The following is a 21,012-nucleotide window of genomic DNA, read 5'->3' as shown; positions in this document are numbered from 1 at the left end:
AAAGACTTAGCAGGTAACAATTATGCCGGTACTACAGGCGCAACAGCTTGGAATTTCAGCACTGCGGCGGCCGTTGATACCACACCGCCCACTGTAACCCTCGCTTCAAACGCTGGGGCAACAGTCAAGAATCCCTTCAATGTCACCGCAACTTTCAACGAAAATGTTACCGGGTTTATTGCCAGCGATATCAGCCTCACCAACGCCACTGTCAGTGGGTTTACCGGCACCGGTAGTAACTACAATTTCACTGTCACACCAACGGGTAGCGGCATCGTAACCGTCAACGTTCCCGCCAGCAGCGCCACTGATGCAGCGGGTAACAACAATATCACTGCTGCACCTTTAACGCGCACTTTCGATTCTCGGATTGAAAACTGGAGCGAGCTAGACGCCTATCTGAAAAACAACAAGATTAGTGTACCTAATGTAGAAAAAAAAGTCCTCGAAGCGCTTGTACCGATGGTCAAGCCATTAACGGCTGAATTTACAAACAACGAACTGAAACTCGCCCATGACGGGAGCGTACCTTTCGCTAACTTCGGAGTTCTTCCTCTTGTCGCTCAGGTTGCAACCGGTGTCACTATACCCATAAGCAAACCCAGCCTCACCTTATCCAACCTAAACACCTCCGCTCCCACCTACGGACTCAGTGGAAAAATAAACTTTGCAGATGCTAAGAATGATGGTAAAACAAATTTTTTAGACTTCATTAATGAGCAGCTAAAAATTAAGGAGGTAGAGCTAAAAGCAGAAGTTAGAACAGGTGTTGTACCAAAAGTGAGCCTCAGTGCTGAGTTAAGCACTGAAAACCTAACACTTTTGAAAGTTGACCCATTCTCGATTGAGATTGGTGGTGCTAAATTAAGCGTCTCAGCAGATTCAACTTCTCCCCCGAATTTCGGTATAGTAGGCAGTTATTTAATTAAAGGTTATGATCCCTTCCAAACAACGGAACCTGAATTAACGTTTTCGGGAGGCTTAACTTTCGACCCCAAATCAATTACGGGTGCGCTTCAACTCACGGCCAAAACTCCCTGGAAAAATCCCTTTGGCTTACCGGATTCAGAAATTCGGAATTTAGCCTTACAAGTTGGCGGAACCTACGCACCACCTTGGGTTGATAATGTTGGATTTGTGGGAGATTTAAAGTTTGGCAACTTCGATCTCAAGTCGGCTTTCTTTGTCAGTTCTAACGACCCCAAGAAATTTGCAGTGGAATTAACGGCAAATGCTCCTGTCAACCTTGTTGATCTGTTGGCTGGTCCCGTTTACTCTTATGTCATCAAACAAGTGGGGAAGGAAGTCGATTTTGTTAAGAAGGCAGAATCGTTTTTGAGGCAAACCTTGAATGTCAATATTGTCTCTGTTGATGGGCCTGATGCAGATACAAAGTTTGATCCACTACTCAAGTTAGTGCCGTTAGAGACAGAAATTGCTGAAACAAAATTAACCCAAGGTCTTGGTATTAATGGGAAGGTAACGGCTTGGGGAAAAGAAGCTTCACTCAGTCTCAATGCCAATCCCTACGCTCAAAGCAATCCAAGTTTAGAAGGAGTTTTACAGATTCCTGAAATTGACTTGGGATTTTTGAAACTCACGGGTGCGGATGGTCCCAACGATAAGACTTTGGATTTTGCCGTCAAGGTCAGTCCCACTGAACAATACCTTAAAGGAGATGGGAAACTTGAGATTTTTGGCCAGACTGTTGCTAAAGCAAACGTGGAATTTACAACCACGAGTGCCAAAATCAAAGATTTTGATTTGAATTTAGGAGTCGTAGCACTAGATATTAACGATTTTTCAGTTGATATTGCTAAAAAGACAGTCAGTGGATCGGGTTCTGTAAAGATTCTTGGGCGAGAAGTTGCCGGAGCGAAGATTAAAGCTGATAGTAATGGGCTGAAAGTTGAAGGAAATCTTGACTTATTCGGGGTCTTATCAATCGAGAACGCGCTCATTGATATCAAAAGTCCAACCGATATAAAAATCGGAGGGACAGCCAAAATTTTTGGTCAAAATTTAGGCAGCGCCGACATCAGCCTCCAGAATGGCAAGCTAACAGTTAAAGGATTCATAGGCTACAATCTCCCGCTCGTTGGCAATGTTGGGGCAAACCTTGAGATTACCTCAGATGGTACAGCTAGTGGTTCCAAGGTAAAGGTAGGTTATGAGGCTGGGGTGCTCAAAGGTGACTATACCGTGTCACTAGCTCCGCTCAGAAGTATCGAAGAGTTGTTTGACAAAGTGACGGGCGGTGCCCTGGGTGCAGCCACTGAGGCTGTAAATAAAGCCATTGATGGTGTCGTTAATGGATTTAATAGTGTTTCATCAGGTGTACTCGATACCTTCAATAAAATTGGTAACTTTTTTGAAGGTGCGTTTAACAGCGTTCTTGGCTGGTTTGGGGGCCCGTCGAATGGTCGCGATGACAAATGGCTGGATGACGGAAATAACAAATATGACGCAAAGGGGGGTGATGACTATATTCGAGGTAAAGGTGGAGATGACCATCTCATCTTGGGGTCGGGAAATGATAAAGGAGAAGGTTGGGATGGCAATGACAGAATCGAAGGTAACGATAACAATGATACGTTGCATGGCGACGGAGGAAATGACAAGTTAGAAGGTGGTTGGGGCAGAGACATTCTCCGTGGTGGGGGTGGTGACGATATCCTCCAGGGTCAACAAGATATCGATTACCTGTACGGTGAGGACGGCAACGACAAACTCGAAGGCAATGAAGACAAAGACACACTTGATGGGGGATCGGGTTCTGACTTCCTTTATGGTAATGCTGGCGATGATCTCTTGTTCGGTATTGACGGTGCGGACTTGCTTGATGGTGGCGATGGTAATGACACCCTAAATGCTGACTCTGGTAATGACCGTGTTTTTGGTCAGAATGGCAATGATTTGATGAAGGGTCAGGATGGCAATGACGAACTGCACGGCTATCAGGGTAATGACACCATTGAGGGCGGAAATGACAACGACGTTCTCTATGGTCAGGGAGATAAGGACTTCCTCCAAGGTGGAGATGGGGATGATGTTCTCTATGGCGAAGACAACGGAAAAACGGGAGGAAACTACGACGGTAGCAACGACAAAGACACACTCGAAGGTGGAAATGGTAAGGATACTCTCTTCGGCGGTTTGAGTGACGATTTGCTCCTTGGTGGGAATGATGATGACATTCTTAGCGGTGAAGCTGGCAATGACATACTCCGAGGAGAAGCAGGAAACGATTTCCTCGACGGTGGTGGCGGCAACGACTCTCTAAACGGCGAGGACGGTAGTGATTCGCTCTTTGGTCGAGGTGGCAATGATTTCCTTGAAGGCTTTGGGGGTAAAGATTACCTCAATGGTGGTGACGGTAACGATCGCCTCTTTAGTCATGAGGATGATGACATCCTGAGAGGAGAAGGTGGAAACGACCATCTCGCTAGTTGGACTGGTAACGATGCCTTAGATGGTGGAGATGGTAACGACTCTCTCTATGGCGAGGGAGATAACGATACGCTCTCTGGTGGCAATGGCAGCAACGTCCTTGATGGAGGTGACGGAACTGATACTGCCGACTACAGATTTTCTACTGGTGCTGTTGATGTCAATTTAAACAATGGCAAGGCCCAATTTTCTGGCAATACAGATCTGTTAACCTCGATTGAAAATGTCATTGGCTCAGCTAATAACGACTTAGTGATTGGTAATGCTGGAAATAATACCCTCTCTGGCCAAGCCGGTAACGATATCCTTCTGGGTGAGATTGGCAACGATCTTCTCAGCGGTAATGAAGGTAATGACGAATTTCACGGATGGGAGGGTAATGATACCCTGGAAGGCGGAACTGGCAATGACACTCTCTACGGTCAGCAGAACGATGACTGGATTCGCGGTGGAGACGGCAATGACGCTCTCTATGGTGAAGGGAACGGCTCCCCGGACAGCACAAGTAATGACTTATTGTTCGGTGATGCTGGGGATGACTCTCTCTTCGGTGGCGTTGGTATTGATAACCTTAATGGTGGAGATGGTGATGACTATCTTGCAGGTGGTACTGGCAACGATAACTTCAATGCTGACGTAGGTAACGATACCATTGACGGCGGAGATGGCAATGATAACCTCAATGGTGGCGATGGTAATGACTCTCTCTTCGGTGGCATTGGCGACGATTACTTCAATGCTGGGACTGGTAACGATTTAATTATCGGAGGAGAGGGCAACGATACGTTGTTTTTACTCGGCAATAACAGTGACTATAAAATTAGGGAAACATCAACTGGATGGGAAGTTATTGCTGCTAATGGTGATGTAAAAACTGTCATTGGAGTTGAGAATTTCCGGTATCAAAACTATTCTAACGATACCCTCACGGGAACCCAAAACAATGACACTCTCCAAGGCGGAGAAGGAAACAGCCTCATCTATGGTCGGAGTGGTAACGATTTCCTCTCAGGTGGAGAAGGCAATGATAAGCTCTACGGTGAGGAAGGCAACGATAACCTTGATGGTGGAGCTGGTGACGATAGTTTCTTTGCTGGGACTGGTAGCGATACCATTAACGGCGGACGTGGCTTCGATAGGTTGTTTTTGTCCGGCCCACGGACAGACTATAAAATTACCCCAACATCCACAGGGCGGCAACTTACTACTTCCAAAGGCGATATCACAATCGTGACTTGGGATGTTGAAGATATTCTGTATGAGATGGTGTCTAATGATTCCCTCACGGGAACCCAAAACAATGACGCTCTCCAAGGCGGACAAGGAAACAGCCTCATCTATGGTCGGAGTGGTAACGATTCCCTCTCTGGTGGAGGAGGTAATGATACGGTCTACGGTGAGGAAGGCAACGATAACCTTGATGGTGGAGCTGGTGACGATAACCTCTATCCAGGAGCTGGTAGCGATATCATTAACGGCCGAGATGGCTTCGATACGTTGTTTTTGTCCGGCAAACAGACAGACTATAAAATTACGGGGACATTGGCACAAGGACGAATTGCTGGTCCCAATGGCAGTTTCAAAACAATCACTGGACTGGAAAAGATTGTGTATGAGCCTTCTCCTACGGGTAACACAGGAAGCCAGTCTCCTACGGGTAACACAGGAAGCCAGCCTTTCGGGTCTAGTTTCCAAACCCAACTATTAAGAAAACTTTTCCGTGGTCTTCGCATCATTGACGGTTACATTGCTAACGGTAAGGTCTTCCTTGATGCCAACTTAAACGGGACATTGGATGATGCTGAACCCTTTACGATTACCAAAGCCGATGGCAGCTTCGACCTGAACGTAGATATCGAAACGTTTGATACCAACCAAAACGGTGAAATCGACTATACCGAAGGTCAATTTGTCCTGATGGGAGGCATGGACATCATCGGTGGAGTGGATGTAGCCACCGGCTTGCCGATGGCAACCCCACTGATTTCAACGGTAGAGTCAACGGTTGTGACTCCTTTAACGACGATTATCGCCGAGTTGGTGAAGCAAGGTATTGACCCACTAACGGCACAAACCCAGGTAGAATCGGCATTAGAAATCCCCGCAGGTCTTGATTTGGGCAGCTATGACCCCTTAGAAGCGATCGCCAAAGGGGACGCGAATGGTGTATCGGTATTCGGCTCAATGATTCTGGTGCAAAATACGATCGTCCAGACGGCGAAATTCATTGAGGGAGTTTCGGAAACAGCAATTGCTCAACTCGCATTTAGTGGTATCGGGGCGATCGCAAATCAACTCAAGGGTGGCGCTGCTGTAGATTTGGGTAAAACAGAAACAATATTGGCTATCCTTCAAGCAGCCATTACCAAAGCAGCAGAGTCTGACCCCAAAATCAACCCGACACAACTGGCTGCGAGTGCGGCTGCTGCGGCTCAAATCATGGCTTTGGGCAATCAAATGGTCAAGGATCTCGTCGCTAGCGGTCGCCCCATCAAAGATATCGCTCTTGACATCACCAAGTTGCAGGCGGTGTCTGTAGGTCAAATAGCTGTCGGTTTGTCCGATTTGGCTGCGGGAACTGTGACTGTTGAACAGTTCCTTGCTCAAAACACCAAAGAGGCGATTCTGGCTCGGATCGAGAAGGTGAAGGTAAATGACCCTACCGTTCGCCCTGTTGTCGAGACGATCGATGCCACAGAGGCGATCGCTCCCGAGGAACCTACATCTGGCGAAATCGGCACCGAAACCGACACCGAAACCGGCACTGACACCCCAACACCGATCGCTCCCACCCGACCGATCGCTCTGACCCCATCAGTAACAGCCTCGGAAACACCCACACCATCGGAAACAGCCTCAGAAACACCGACACCATCGGAAACAGCAACTCCCACGCCAACAACTAATAACCTCTCAGACGATGAGTGCATCTGCGACACAATTACCTATCCCAACTTAAACCGACCCAACTCAGTTGAAAACACCATACTCGACGCATCCGGCATTCAGATAGGCACTGCCCAAAACGATGAATTACTAGGTAGCGATGCTGCCAACATATTCGAGGGCAAATCCGGGGATGACAACCTATACGGTGGTGCCGATAATGACATTATTAATGGCAACCAAGGCAATGACTTCATCGCCGGAGGCAAAGATGAAGATACTCTCTACGGAGATGAAGGAAGCGACATCATCCTTGGCGAGTCTGGTAACGACTTAATCTTCGGAGGCAAAGGCAATGACTTCTTACATGGCCGCGAAGGTATTGACATCATTTATGGCAACAAAGATGATGACTTCATCGATGGTGGTAAGGATAATGACATCTTATATGGAGGCAAAGGTAACGACATCCTGCTTGGCAGTCAAGGTGATGACAATCTGTTTGGACAACAGGGTTCGGATACCATCTGCGGCGGTGAAGGTAATGACTTAATCAACGGTGATGAAGGAGCAGATATCCTGGGAGGGTGTGCCGGAAATGATACTCTTTTCGGAGGCGCAGACAACGATACTCTCACAGGTGGCAAAGGCAACGATCTCCTTGACGGAGGCATGGGGAATGATAGTTTGATTGGCGGTAGCGGCAACGATATCTTTGCCTTAAAAGCAGGTCAAGGATTTGATATTATCGCTGATTTTACTCTTGGTCAAGATTTGATTGGGTTAAGCGGTGGCTTGAGTTTTGGTCAGTTAGAAATAACTCAAAATACTCAGGGAACTCTTATTAAGAATCTCTTGACAGGGGAGCAGTTAGGTGTGATGGTTGGAGTGAGTGCCAATGCGATTACCTCTGCTAATTTCATGCTGGTTTAGGAAAGGAAAGAAAAGTGCGATCGCCCTTAATACCAATTTTATATGAGGTTGCATAGAATCTGATCCCCCCTAACCCCCCTTATTAAGCAGGGCTGTTTCATTCTCTTGTAGGGGCAATCCCACGCCCGGTTGCCCCGATATTTGAAACATCGATTTCATCGTCCGTGGAGGGGCGGGCACGGGGGCACCGCCCCTACAAAAGCCTGATTTTCGTGAGAATGAAACAGCCCTGCCTTATTAAGGGGAGTAGGGGGTGGGACAAGAGCTTGGTCAAAGTCAACCCCTACTCCCCTTATTAAGGGGGAGTAGGGGGTATGCGAGGGGGAGCGAAATATATGCAACTTCACATTAAATTGGTATAAGTAAAAAAAGGGCGATCGCACTTAACCCAAATCAACATTTATCTGCGTTCATCGGCGTCAATCCGCCGCCATCTGCGGTTAAAATTTCATACCTACTATTACGGCAATTTCACTTCAGTCTCCTGACTGATAACTACTGGCGGCGACAGAGTAGGCTCAGGTTCTGCCACATTTAACTGACCGCCACAACAACGCAACTCGTAAAGTTTTGCATTAATTTGATACTCATATTGACTCAATAGCCTTGCATAAATATAGCCAGCTTTTCCATCCAAAAAGCCGAGCTGAATAAAATAAAATAAAATAAATCTGAGCATTGGTTTAAAAGGCAGCCACACCCAAACTTTTTTGAGAAAGCGTTTCCGCTGTACGGCATCTCCAAATAGGTGAGCGCCAATAGTGCCGCTGTCGTCGCGCCCTTCAATAATATTGTAATAAACGCGAGCTTCCCAATTTGAATAGCGGTTGTGCCGTTCTATCCAGTGAAATAAATCGCGGTAATCCTCGTGGATCATGTCATTTTTTAAGTAGCCGACTTGACCAGCTAAAATGACGTGTTCGTGAACTTCATTGTCGCCAGTATTGGGGACGGATTCAGTGCCGAGGTTTTCGTAACGTCCTTTTTGATGCTTGAACAAACGCAAATTCCAGTCGGGATATCGGCCGCCATAACGCAGCCACTGACCTAAAAAGAAGACTTTGCGGTTTAGGTAGTAGCCGTCAAAATTGGGGTCTTCGATCGCCTGCGCGATTTCGTCCCAAAGTTCTGGCGGGATGCGCTCGTCGCAATCGACAATTAATACCCATTCGTTGCGAAAGGGCAGATTGTCCAAAGACCAATTTTTCTTTTTGGGCCAGCGGTTGTCGAAGTAGAATTGCACTACTTTTGCGCCCGTGCTGATGGCAATTTCTACCGTGCGATCGCTGCTTTGGGAATCAACCATGAAAACTTCATCCGCCCTGGCAATGCTGGCCAGACACGCAGGTAGATTAAGTTCTTCGTCTTTTGCCGGAATGAGAACTGAAACCGGAATCTTGGATGAACTAGATGTCATAATCGAGTGCTTGAACCTAAATGCGGTCGAGTTTTGGTGGATGAAATGCGATCGGCACAGCAGGGCCGACGACTTGAGCAGCGAGGGATATTGCCTATAGCCTAATGCCTGCTGGTCGATTTCGGTGCAAAAATCAGGCCGCGGATGGCTGCGATCAAATAACCGATTTGACCCCAGGCAAAAACGAAATTTTCAAAGCGCAGCCCTGGATCTCTAATATATTTAAAAGACTTCCAGACACCCCTCAAGATTCTTTCACCCCCCCACCCAAGCTGAGCAATACCGGCTCGATCGGACAATTGTTCGCGATAACACTCGCTGATGCCTTGCCACCACCCGCGCTCTAGAAACCAAGCTTTGTTGAGCCTTTCTGTCGCGACATGGTGAAGCACCAGGGCCTCCGGTAGATAAACTACTTGCCAACCTAACTCTAAAGCTAATTCTGTGGCCCGCAACTCTTCATTTGACAGCAATTTTGTGCCGACTCTACCGAGTTTGACATCGAAGCCGCCAATTTGTTCGAGAAAAGCGCGCCGGATTGAGTAGTTTACTCCCCTGGGAGTCAAACCGGCAGCAGTCACGTATAGGTAAGTATCGCCTAAATCGTATGATCCCAAGTTCTGGGCCAATCCCGGTGACAGCCATTCGGGCGGGCTGACTCCCGAAGGCCAGAGCAAATTTACTTTGCCACCAGCTACGGCGAGTTTTTGATTGCTTTGATAAGCCGCGTGCAGCACCCTGAGCCAATTGGGCTCAGCAATAGCGTCGTCGTCGAGATAAGCTAATATTTCACTGCCAGCTTCCTTTGCGCCGGTGTTCCGGGCTACTGACAGACCGATTTCCGGCTCCCAGACGTACTTGAGGCGCCGATCGCCCTGTCTTGCTTCTACCACCTCGCGGGTGCGCGAAGTCGAACTTTCGGGGCTTGCATAATCGCTAGAAGCGTTATCCACTACTACTACTTCAAAGTTGTCGGGAAAATCCTGTACCAGCAAGCTGTCGATCGCCCCACCTAAATAGGCGGCGCGATTGTGGGTGCAAATAATCGCTGATATCTGAGGACGATCTGGCATAAATAACAGCTTGGGAAATACGGGGGTTCTCGATCGACTTACTCTGATCTTGTCTCATCAATGCTATTATCGCTTAAAAAGCATTTGGTAGTTAGCCGTTTAAATCATAATTGGTAATTGCTAATTGGGAATTGGCAATTGGGAATTATGTTTAATCCTTTGTATGTTACCCCGCCCAAAGAAGGGAGACAAGCCCGCAACATTAGTCGCGAGCAGCCCAAAAATTTTAACCAAACTTCAATCTCCCAAAATCATTTGTTGTGGAGTAAATCTAAAATCTAAAATCTAAAATCTAAAATCGACTGACTAATGAGTAACTCAGAACCCACCACATCTAGACAATTAATCTTAGTAACTGGGCCGGCCCGAAGTGGCAAAAGTGAATGGGCCGAAACTCTGGCGGCGGGTTCGGGAAAACAAGTAATTTATGTGGCTACCGGTCAGGTTGATGAAGCTGATTTGGAGTGGATTCGTCGCCTCGAACAGCACCGAAATCGCCGTCGGGTTGATTGGAAAACTCTAGAAGTGCCGATCGACTTGTCAGCAGTTGTGCAAGCCAGCAAGCCCTCAGATTGCTTGTTGATTGATTCTCTGGGAACTTGGACGGCGAATCTTTTGGAACAAGAAGCGGCTGTTTGGGCGACTACGCAGCAAGATTTGCTCGCCTGTTTGAAGTCGGCGGCGGCTGATGTAATTTTGGTAGGGGAAGAAACCGGATGGGGTGTTGTGCCTGCTTATCCGGCGGGGCGGCTGTTTCGCGATCGCCTCGGCACTCTCGTGCGCCACATCGGGGCGATCGCCGATACTGTTTATCTCGCCACCGGAGGTTACGCCTTGAATCTCACCGCTTTGGGTACGCCACTGCCGCCTGTAGCGAAAAATTAACAGCCAGAGTCGCGATCGACAAGAGAGAAAAAATATCGGTTTCCCGAACGACAATTTTAACTAAAAATCAGCTATGATTTTAACTAAGATTGAAAAATCAAGAGTCATATAAATTAGTAAAAAAACCTAATCCCTAGGGGGGAAGCCCAACAATTAGACATGAGGAATAGCCGAATTTTGAAATTATGTAAAAGATAAAATGTCTCTTAAGAAAGAGTGGTGATTTCAAATTCAAAGTCTAAAATAATCAATTAGTTGAAGGGTTGACTAAAAGTTATGGCATCAGATAGTGAAGTAAGAAAATATATTGCTTACTGGTTTCAGTTAGGCAAAAAAGTATTAATTCGCAACGGTTCCGAAGCGCTGGAGCCCAAATCGGTAAATGCGGGCGATCGCTACAGCCAGGAATTTGAAGACTGCTGGCAAAAAATCATCTCCCGCGACAGCGGAGACTGTTACCTCGAAGGCACAAACGAAACAATTGCCCAACTGCTGACGCCAGCTTGGGAAATCAGTCCCTGCGCGCGCTGCGCTATGCCCGTAGTGTTCAAACAAACCGGAATGCCCCCGGAGTTCTGTCCCTGTAACGACTTACCGAACTGGCCCGATACCGAAATGCCCCAACCTCGATCGCCCGTCAGCAGCCAATCGCAACTATCAGGCATTCGCGATCGACTCCAAAGATCCAGCGGCGAGTAAGTATATAAGAAGGAAGAAGGGTCTTCTTCCTTAAATTGTTACAATATATTTACAATGCTTCACACTAGGTCTGATTTATGAATGTCAAGACAGTATCGCCAGCCTCCCCGCCAACTTATGTAAATTCAGGGACTCAGGCTGTACTAAGCAATCTCCAAGATGCAAATACAATTCCCCTGCAAGCAGTACCAGTATCACTAGAGACGGAGCACGTAACGGACGATCGGCTCAAATCAGCCAGAGACATAGCTTTCGAGTTAGCCGGAGATGCTGTTCGGTACGATCCAGTGGCGATCGCAGCCCAGTACCGAAATCGACCTCTACAAGTCTGGGGAAGGCTGTCGAGCGTTGTTTGGACATTTTTTAGCTTTGCCTTCAGTGTGTGGTTCGACGGCAAAACAGGTCGTACCGCCACCAACGAAAAGCGCCGCGCCGTCCGACTGCGAGAAATTCTGGGTCAACTCGGCCCAGCTTTCATCAAAATCGGACAAGCACTCTCAACACGCCCCGACTTAGTACCGCCAGTATATTTAGAAGAACTAACAACGCTGCAAGACCAATTGCCAGCATTTCCCAACGAAGTAGCATATCAATTCATCCAAGAAGAATTGGGCGCCCACCCCAAAGACATCTACGCAGAAATCAGCCCCGATCCGATCGCAGCAGCATCTCTCGGACAAGTCTACAAAGGCAAACTCAAAACCGGAGAAACAGTCGCAATCAAAGTCCAGCGACCGGGTTTAGCCGAAAACATCGGCTTAGATATTTACATCCTGCGGCGCGTTGCAGTTTGGGCGCAAAACACCTTCAAAATAATTCGCAGTGACCTCGCAGCAATTATGGACGAGTTGGGCGAGCGCATTTACGAAGAAATGGACTACACCCACGAAGGTCAAAATGCCGAACGGTTTGCCCAACTATACGGCCACATCAAAGACATTTATGTTCCCAGCATCTACTGGGAATATACCCGCCGCCGCGTCTTAACAATGGAGTGGATCACCGGCATCAAACTTACGAATTTAGAGGCCGTTAAAGCTCAAGGAATCGACGCTCCTTACTTAATTGAAGTGGGGGTGCAGTGCTCTCTCAGACAACTTCTAGAACACGGTTTCTTTCACGCCGATCCGCATCCCGGCAATCTTTTGGCAACTCCTGACGGTCAATTAGCTTATCTCGATTTCGGGATGATGAGCGAAGTTAAACCTTATCAGCGATACGGCTTGTTGGAAGCTGTGGTGCATTTGGTGAACCGCGACTTTGAAGGTTTAGCAAAAGATTATGTCAAGTTGGAATTTTTAACGCCAGATACCGATTTGACGCCAATTATTCCGGCTTTGGCGGGCGTATTTAACAATGCTTTGGGTGCTAGCGTTGCCGAACTCAATTTCAAAAGCATTACTGACGAGCTTTCGGCGGTGATGTACGAATATCCTTTCCGGGTTCCAGCTTACTACGCTTTGATTATTCGATCGCTCGTCACCTTAGAAGGGATTGCCATTAATGTCGATCCAGAATTCAAAGTGCTCAGCAAAGCTTATCCTTACGTTGCAAAACGGCTGTTGAGCGACCCCGCACCGGAATTGAGAGCATCCCTGCAAGATTTGCTGTTCAAACAAGGCGAATTCCGCTGGAACCGCTTAGAAAACTTGCTCAACAATGCCCGCGAGAGTGACGACTACGATGTCAGCAAAATCTTGAACCAAGCATTAGAGTATTTATTTTCCGAAAGAGGAGATTTCATTCGCGATCGTATTGTCCTCGAATTAGTCAAGAGTCTCGACACACTTTCCAGCAACGCCTTTGCTAACGCCAAAGCAGTCGTCGGCGAATGGTTTGGAGTTAAGGCAAATCAACCTGTGGTTTCACCAACTGAACAAAAAAACTTAGAACACATCAAGCGGATTTGGGATATTTTGCAATCAACTCCCGGTTTTGACTCGATGAAAGTATTGCAGCTACTTCCGCAGTTGTTGGTGAAACCGGAAGTGCAGAATATGGGGCAGAAAGTAGTCGGCGGTTTAGCTCAAAGAGCAGTTGCTAGGGTTATTCGCGAGTTTTTGCTTTCGCAGGAACCGGATGCGATTCCCGTGAATGGAAGCTATCCTAAAACTTCGCCTCAGTTGTCTTTACCTGCGGCGAAGTAGTTATCTCATGTCAGGCGAATTGACCATAATTCCTGTAGGGGCGGGTTCACCAATATCTACAATAGAAACGAGAAATTCTGTAAACCCGCCCCGGCTTTTGAGCGTGGTCGATCGACCATGATATTAAATTGGGAGATTGGGATTTTTTGACCGCAGATATTAGCAGATAAACACAGATGAACGCAGATGAAATGTCGTCTGCGTTCTTTTAATTAAGCTTGAATCCTTTAGCGGCTAATTGCTGGCGGAGACTTTGAATCATTACGCGATCGAGAGTATTTTCACCACTATTGGTACTAGATTGGCGCTGTTGTTCAATATATGCTGTACGCTTCTGAGATAAGTCGCGGATGGTCTTTTTAATCGCTTCTCTTTCGGTTTTCTTTCCAGCAACATATGCTCTCTTTTCTGTTAGCGTCATCCCTCGCATGATTTCTGGTAAACTATCATCTGATATTGCCTCTAGTTTAACTGTGCCGTTTTCGAGAGCATCCAGCAAGTCCCAAGAAGCATTATCATAGTATTCAGAAGCTTTGGAGGCACTACGCGAAGCAAAACTTGTGCCAGAATTACTATCTTCAACAGCCTGACGTTGTTGTCCGATTCTTCCTTCTCTACCGTAAGGAATGTAGGTTTGATTAAGTTTAGTATTCCAAGTAGAAATTTCGTCGTCGTAAGGAGACTTAATTACCACAATTTGTTGGTTTTGATTAATGTTGAAGCTACTGCCTTTTGCTAAATCTGCTCCTGATACCCAAAGTTGTCGCTCCTGACTTTCTGCTGAACCACAGTAGATTGTATTAACGAGTGTATCTCCTTTGACAGCGAGATTGACCGATTGATTCCAAACTATTGGGCCTTGATCGAATGGTTCATTACCCGCAATAAAAATCACGCGAAAATCTTCCTGATTTTTACTCCAGTTTAATTCTTGCATTGCTGAACGAATTACCCAGCCAGCATATTCTTGACCGCCGTTGGTTTTGATACTAAATAACTTTTCTGAAACTAAATCTAATTCAGGAGTAAATCCAGTTAATAATCTGACAAAACCTTCGGATGAAGGTAAAGTGTCGTTACCATAATGGTAGAGAGCAACTTCTAACTCTGGTACTTCGCCATCTTTGGTTACTTTAGTTAAAGAGTTAACAATTTGCCAAATTTGAGTGCGCGTCTGGTCAATCAGTCCATCCATGCTATTACTAGAATCTAAAAGGATGGCTATCTGAATTTTTGCTTTGGCGAAAGCTGCTGTGGGAGAACATAAGATACTTAGGGTTAAAGCTGTAGTGAATAAAATTCGAGTTAGTTTCTGCATGAAATTTTCTGATTTGTTAATAGTCAGGACTGACGCACTCAATGGCTGTGTGGCAAGGGTTTGAGCTTCTTCGCAACCCAGAGCGAATGACAGCATTACGTTTTCCCAATTATAGTCATTCCAAAATAGATTTAATGACTGATGTCAAGTAACTTGTAACAAGATTTTACATTGGTGATTAATTCAGTCAGTCATGGACGCAAAAAAGCCGATTTATCCCAAAAATCGTGGATTGATTCGAGATATATTGACGTATAAACCTGGTTTTTGACTCGGTATGCTTCCAGAACTGACTTAAAGAAAAATATCCACAAACAAAAACCAGGTTTATTCCATAAACCTGGTTTTTATGTATTCGATAGATGTCCACTTATCTAGGATTAATCAGAGCTACGAATGACAATCCTCTCCTTATAGCTTCGCTCGCGCGTACTTCGTCATTTCCCTTCTATTTACTTATCGGGGTGAGCTCGGTAGTTTTATGCAAAACTCTCCAGTTTTTTTGGTCGAGTTTGGCAAAGACTGCGTGGAAGTACGGAACCACGGGTGTTTTGGGGATTTAAGGGCGATTTTACGCACTGGTGGTCAGAAACCGGGTTTTTCGCAGAAGACTTCGTTACAAACCTGCATAAATCGCAAAAACCCGGTTTATGCAGGTTTTGATGCGTCTTAACAAAAATTCACATCTAATTGAACGGCCCAATCCACTGCACAGCAAGACTTTCAACCATCGGCTCAAAAAATTTTCTGAATTTCGCATAAAACTACTGAACTCACCCTGATAAGTAAATGTAGGAACAAAGTTGCGGCCGCACTTAACTATGACTGATAAATCCAACCCCTCCGAGGGGGAAGACCACTTATCCGACGAATCCGATGCTGTTGGGTGCTCAGTAAAATCGGAAAAGTTCGATCGAGATCCCGCACACCAGCAAATCGTCGAACTCGTCACCAAAGCTTGCCAGCAGCCCCCCGGCAGTATCCAGCGAGGTCGTTTCTTGCATCGACTGATTCTAGAGATTCTCAAATCGGGCAAACTCTGGAAAGAAAACACACCTTACTATGAAGAGGCACTGAACAAGACATGGATCTATCTGTCTCGAAATTTATGTGAAGCTACCACAGCAAAACGACCTTACGATCCCGAAGAAAGCCTGATTACGACTTGGTTAAATCCATATCTCAAAAAGCGGCTGTTAGATTATCGCCTAGCCCAACGAAAAGAACAGCAAAAACAAAAACCCCGTCAAATAGTGTCCTTAGAAGGAGAACAAGACGAAGAAAATGTCAATTCAATTGAAAAATTACCAGCAGAAGCGGATTCAATTTTCTATGTTGAAGAAGTTATAGAATGGATAGAAACCGATCCCAATAACGAGTTGAAAAGCAGACACGTTAGAGGAAAACCGCAGATAAATTGTCAAGTTTTATTGCAGCGAAAATGTTTGTACGGTCAAAGTTTTCAAGAACTCGCCAAAGAGTTTGGCTGCGCCCATTCTACTTTATATCAATTGTTCAACAATGACTGCCGTCATCTGCTGCAAAAATTTTGCGAAGACCAAGGATATCAAACTTTAAATATACCAGGAGTGTACCAAAACAATGAACCATAACAACCTTTGGGAAATCGAATCTTTGCCAATGCCAATTACTCAGAAGGCACTGCAAGTTGCTCAGCAGTTTGCCACCCAACAGCGCCACCCGCAAAGGCACGAGCAAGTTTATCTCAATACTTTGGCAGTGCTGGCAGTTCGCGATTATCTAAAAATCATCGATATTGAGACTGACTTGACTGAATGCGATAGCTGGAATCCCGTAATTCGCCTGTTTGCAGATGCGGGAGATTTGTATGTTAAAGGATTGGGAAAAATCGAATGCCGTCCAATTAAAAATCGACCTCAAACTCAAGAAACTGGCAACCAGAATTCATCTGCACATCCGCCTGAGATTTGCCCGGTGCCGGTGGAAGCAAGGGCAGAACGCATTGGCTATATTGCTGTAGAAATTGATGAGGAGGAAAAGGAAGCGAGATTGCTTGGTTTTTCTCCCAATGCGGATGCGGGGGAATTAGTATTGAGCGAATTGCATTCCCTGGATGATTTTTTAGGGCATCTAGAACATTTGTTGGAATCTCAAATTAACCTCAGTCAGTGGTTGATGAATGTATTTACGGCTGATTGGCTGCCTTTTGAAGCGGTATTTAACCAGCAGACACAAACTTCTCAGGTGGAGATTCAAAATCCGGTTGAATCTCAGTTAGGCAATTGGTGGCAAAATTTTGTAGACAGATGTTTGCAGCAATTGGATCGAGGTAAACAAAATTTAAAAAACTTGATTTCTCCTGACGAAACCCCCAGTTTTGCATTACGAGGAGGTGAAAATTCGAGAGAAGAATCTGCGTTACAGGGCAGTCAAAGTAGCATCAATAGGTTTCCCGAAGCCGATGTCACGCGGGCTAAGTTGATTGACTTGGGAATGCGGCTGGGAAGGACAACGGTGGCTTTGTTGGTGGCGATTGCTGAAGAGAGCGATCGCACTGTCAGAGTTCACGTTCAACTGCATCCGGCGATCGGAGAACGTTACCTGCCCCAGAATATTAAACTTTCCTTAATCTCCGACATCGGTAAAAATCTAACCGAGTCACAATCAAGGATTCAGGAGAGGTACATTTTGCTGAAGGATATTGAGGTCGATCGAGACGAGAGTTTTAGTATTCGAGTAGCTTTAGATGATTTCAGCGTCACAGAAAATTTTGTGGTATGATATCTCGATTAACTCTACTCGCGTCTAATTTATGAGCTTAAGATTTATCTTGGGTTTAGGGATTGGGGATTTACACAAGGGTTTTCCCGACATCACAGGGGAGTTTCAAGAAAACCAAACAACAGTTCATAAATTTAAAGGAAGTTTGCCACCAGCCCCGGAAGTTGATGATCTGCAAAAAAGATGGCAACTTATTTGTCGTGCGGGAAAATCTAGCAACATCCTTTCTAGAATTAAAGTTAAGGCTACAGGGACAACCAATATTTGTGAAGATAATCCTCAATTGATCTATCAATATTTGAATGAATCTATGAGGCTGTGGCTGAGGAGTGAGGAATTTTATGCGGGAATTGAGGAAAATTTTAGAAGTGTAGTCGATGCGTTTGGTGGTCGATATCAGTGCTTTGAAGTATTTCTCGAAATCAAAGATTCGGAAAATTGGCATCTGCCTTGGGATGCGTGGAAATTTCGCGAAGATTACAAAAACTGTGAAATAATTAAAAGTCCGTCCCAGTATAGAAAAGCTCTCAAAAAGGCAACTACAGGCGGAATGCCTCTGCCTTCGCGAGGTAGAATTTTATGTGTCTCCGGTAATAGTGACGGACTCGATCTGCGACAAGATGAGAAAAGTCTTCAAATGTCTTTTGGCGATCGCTGCGAGTTAGAATTTATTCAACAACCAACCCCTCAACAGTTGCGCGATCATCTTTCACAGGATGAAAAAAACTGGCAAATTTTGTATTACGGCGGACATAGCGATAGCAATTCTGCCAATGGATGGCTCCAGATCAATCAAGCAGATTGCGATAATACTGTCACAATAGATTATTTAAAAGAGGGCTTAGAAAAATCAATTTTTCAAGGATTGGAGTTGCTAATTTTAAACTCTTGTTCTAGCCTCCAATTGGCAGCAGATTTAGTGGCGGGAGGCTTGCCTTTACCGTCAATGATTGTGATGCGTGCGCCGATACCAGATAAAATTGCTCAGGATTTTGTTAAGTCTTTATTCGGATATTTAAGCAAAGAATATCCTTTGTTTTTAGCAGTACGAAAAGCTAAGGATTATTTACAGAAGTGGGAATCTGAGTTTCCCGGTGCGAGTGCGATACCAGTGCTCTGTCAGCAGCCAACTTTTGAGGGGTTGACTTTACTGCAATTAAAGCACGCGCGGCGCAGCTATCCCGTAGGGAATCGCCCGGTTGTTGCTGTGGCAGATGTTTTGGGTGATACTGGGGACGATCGCCCAAACAACGATATCTCTATTTTTATTTCTAATTTGATGCAGCGCCTGGGAATCGGTTTAGCTACTACCGCTAGCAGTTATATGTTAATGGGCCCGATACTTGCCCCAGTTGCTAATCAAATTGGCATGGAAAACCACCGTCAAAATAAACCTTTAATTGCGAAAAGATTCTACAAATTAGCAAGTTTAATTAACCTTAATTATGCACAGCCTTACTATAATTTAGCTATGTTATGCGACGAATTGAATGACGATCGCGGTGCGTTAGAAGCAATGCAAAATGCTGTATTGCGAGGACTTCCTGATGCTTCTGCTCAAATATCTAAATTATTCATTCGCAAGGATAAACATCAAGCAGCTTTAAAGGCGATAAACCTTTGTTTAGAACACGCTAAATACGACGGTGTAAAAGCTGCTTGTATCAAAAATCGTGGCTGGATACGGTTCAAAGAACAGCAATATGACGATGCAGAGATAGATTTTAAAACAGCAATTGGATTGACAGACAATAGCCCTGAAGCTCACTGTTTTTTAGCACGGGTTATGGAAACTAAAGGTAAGCCCCATGAAGCGTTAGAACACTGGGAAAAAACGATTAAATATTCTAAATCTAGCGTACCAGAACAAGATAAATGTATCCAAACTGCCAAACAACATTTACGAATAAAAGGAAATATCAAGTGAAAATCAGGATTGCAGTTTTTATAGCTTTAAGCTCGATCGCAACTACTGTACTAGCAGCGAGTAACAGAATATCCAACGGACTGATTATCCATAGTAGCGGGGAAGTTGCGATCGAGCGCCAAAACGGGCTAATTGTCCGCCCTACCAGCGGTACGCCGATTTATCCGGGAGACAAATTGCGAACCGCACAAAACGCACAACTGACGATCCAATGTGCAGATTGGGGAATTAAGTCGATCGCAGGGAGTGAAAATCAATTGAATAGCTGTTTGTTAGCCAAAGAAGAGTCTAAATCTGATTGTAGCGCCGACTTGGTTAAATGTCCCGATCGCGGCGACGATAAAATTGCTTGGAATAGCGCGCCAATTCCTTATATAATCAGTCCGCGGCGGACGAAATTGCTCGACAGCAAGCCAATTTTGCGGTGGAATCCGGTTGCTGGTGCGACTAGCTATAAGTTGAGCCTCCGGGAAAATGGAGCGAAATTAAACTGGGAAATGACTGTTAGCGGTACTGAGGCTGTCTATCCGGGGGAACCGGCGCTGAAACCGGGTGTTAGGTACCGATTGATTGTCGAGGCGAATACGGGCGCTTCTTCTGAAAGTGCCGTGGGAGAAGGAGATACAGAGTTTAGCTTGCTGGATGAGAAGCAGGTTGAGGCTGTTAAGGATGCGGTTGGGGCGATCGACAAACAAGTACCTAACGAAAACGCCAAAAAATTAGCAATTTCTAGCGTTTATCTTAACACAAACTTGATTGCCGAAGCAAGAGAAATTTTAGAAAATTTACAAGAAACAGGCGTGGAAACACCGCCCATTTATCGCACGTTGGGCGATTTGTATCTAGAAAAGCTACAACTGGTTCCCCAGGCTAAAGTCTACTATTCCAAGGTGATTAATACCGCGAAACCTGACGATATTGAGGAGTTGACAGCCGCTAGATACGGATTGGGGCAAGTTCATTCAGCGATGAGAAATAATCTGGAAGCTATGAAATATTTGCGAATGGCAAAAGATGGATATACAACCTTGGGAGATTTGCCAATGGTGGAAAAGATTGATAAACAATTGCGGGATTTGCAAAGGAGGGAAGACAGGAAATAGTGAATTTTTGATGAATGTACGATCGCAATAACCAAAATTCGTAGGGGCGGGTTCGCGACTAATTTTGTCACCCACAAATAATGTTTATAAACCCGCCCGCACCCAACCAATTACCCCAAACAACATCAATTCGTAGGGGCGGGTTCGCGAGGGATTTTGTCACCCACAAATAATCTTTATAAACCCGCCCCCACCCAACCAATTACCCCAAACAACATCAATTTATCTGGTTAAATTCAATGAATTATTAATATTTGGGTGGGGTGGGGGCGGGTTTTTACGATTCGTCGTTGGGTGTCATATATTTCGGTGAACCCGCCCCTACAGGATTGTGATATTATAATTTATTGTTGATGAATGTACGATCATAACATCTACTAACAAAACCATGAAATCAACACAAAAAAAAAC

General features: G+C 45.5%; 12 protein-coding genes. 9 read left to right on the top strand and 3 right to left on the bottom strand.

Annotated elements, in window-relative coordinates:
- Positions 1 to 7,269 (top strand): Ig-like domain-containing protein (locus QUB11_RS22075; RefSeq protein WP_333391759.1); only part of this gene is annotated, 7,269 nt, incomplete at its 5' end.
- A 460-nt stretch (positions 7,270 to 7,729) separates the two neighbouring features.
- Here the strand turns inward: QUB11_RS22075 and QUB11_RS22070 are convergent.
- Positions 7,730 to 8,686, bottom strand: a complete 957-nt coding sequence (locus QUB11_RS22070; RefSeq protein ID WP_333107235.1) for a glycosyltransferase family 2 protein — start codon at positions 8,684 to 8,686, stop codon at positions 7,730 to 7,732.
- Between the two features lie 101 nt (positions 8,687 to 8,787).
- Complete coding sequence (locus QUB11_RS22065; RefSeq protein ID WP_333055386.1) at positions 8,788 to 9,759, bottom strand: glycosyltransferase family 2 protein; 972 nt, start codon at positions 9,757 to 9,759, stop codon at positions 8,788 to 8,790.
- 309 nt (positions 9,760 to 10,068) lie between these two features.
- Here QUB11_RS22065 and cobU point away from each other — a divergent pair, with 309 nt between their 5' ends.
- From cobU to QUB11_RS22050, 3 genes are all read left to right on the top strand, one after another.
- Positions 10,069 to 10,644 (top strand): bifunctional adenosylcobinamide kinase/adenosylcobinamide-phosphate guanylyltransferase, encoded by a 576-nt coding sequence (cobU, locus tag QUB11_RS22060; protein ID WP_333055385.1) that lies wholly within the window; start codon positions 10,069 to 10,071, stop codon positions 10,642 to 10,644.
- Positions 10,645 to 10,920: 276 nt separating this feature from the next.
- Positions 10,921 to 11,343 carry a hypothetical protein gene (locus QUB11_RS22055; RefSeq protein ID WP_333055383.1) on the top strand — a complete coding sequence of 141 codons (423 nt, stop codon included), beginning with the start codon at positions 10,921 to 10,923 and terminating at the stop codon, positions 11,341 to 11,343.
- 77 nt (positions 11,344 to 11,420) lie between these two features.
- Positions 11,421 to 13,490, top strand: coding sequence for an AarF/ABC1/UbiB kinase family protein (locus tag QUB11_RS22050; protein WP_333206062.1), 2,070 nt, complete (start codon positions 11,421 to 11,423; stop codon positions 13,488 to 13,490).
- A gap of 208 nt (positions 13,491 to 13,698) precedes the next feature.
- Here the strand turns inward: QUB11_RS22050 and QUB11_RS22045 are convergent, their stop codons facing one another.
- Positions 13,699 to 14,904 (bottom strand): hypothetical protein, encoded by a 1,206-nt coding sequence (locus QUB11_RS22045; protein ID WP_333391757.1) that lies wholly within the window; start codon positions 14,902 to 14,904, stop codon positions 13,699 to 13,701.
- A gap of 385 nt (positions 14,905 to 15,289) precedes the next feature.
- Between QUB11_RS22045 and QUB11_RS22040 the strand changes: the two genes are divergently transcribed.
- From QUB11_RS22040 to QUB11_RS22020, 5 genes are all read left to right on the top strand, one after another.
- Entirely contained in the window at positions 15,290 to 15,481 is a 192-nt protein-coding gene (locus tag QUB11_RS22040; RefSeq protein WP_333206064.1) for a hypothetical protein, read from the top strand.
- Positions 15,482 to 15,629: 148 nt separating this feature from the next.
- On the top strand, positions 15,630 to 16,421 hold the full coding sequence (locus tag QUB11_RS22035) for a sigma-70 family RNA polymerase sigma factor (RefSeq protein ID WP_333391755.1): 792 nt from the start codon (positions 15,630 to 15,632) through the stop codon (positions 16,419 to 16,421).
- Positions 16,411 to 17,571, top strand: a complete 1,161-nt coding sequence (locus tag QUB11_RS22030) for a DUF1822 family protein (RefSeq protein WP_333391753.1) — start codon at positions 16,411 to 16,413, stop codon at positions 17,569 to 17,571. Before QUB11_RS22035 ends, QUB11_RS22030 begins: the two co-directional genes overlap by 11 nt.
- A 31-nt stretch (positions 17,572 to 17,602) precedes the next feature.
- Positions 17,603 to 19,498, top strand: a complete 1,896-nt coding sequence (locus QUB11_RS22025; RefSeq protein WP_333391751.1) for a CHAT domain-containing protein — start codon at positions 17,603 to 17,605, stop codon at positions 19,496 to 19,498.
- Positions 19,495 to 20,601, top strand: a complete 1,107-nt coding sequence (locus QUB11_RS22020) for a hypothetical protein (protein WP_333206068.1) — start codon at positions 19,495 to 19,497, stop codon at positions 20,599 to 20,601. Before QUB11_RS22025 ends, QUB11_RS22020 begins: the two co-directional genes overlap by 4 nt.
- The last annotated feature ends 411 nt before the right edge of the window (positions 20,602 to 21,012 follow it).

Source organism: Microcoleus sp. B6-A1 (assembly GCF_036705085.1).
In the GTDB taxonomy this organism is placed as follows: Bacteria; Cyanobacteriota; Cyanobacteriia; order Cyanobacteriales; family Microcoleaceae; genus Microcoleus.
This window is presented reverse-complemented; position numbering and strand designations above follow the sequence as displayed.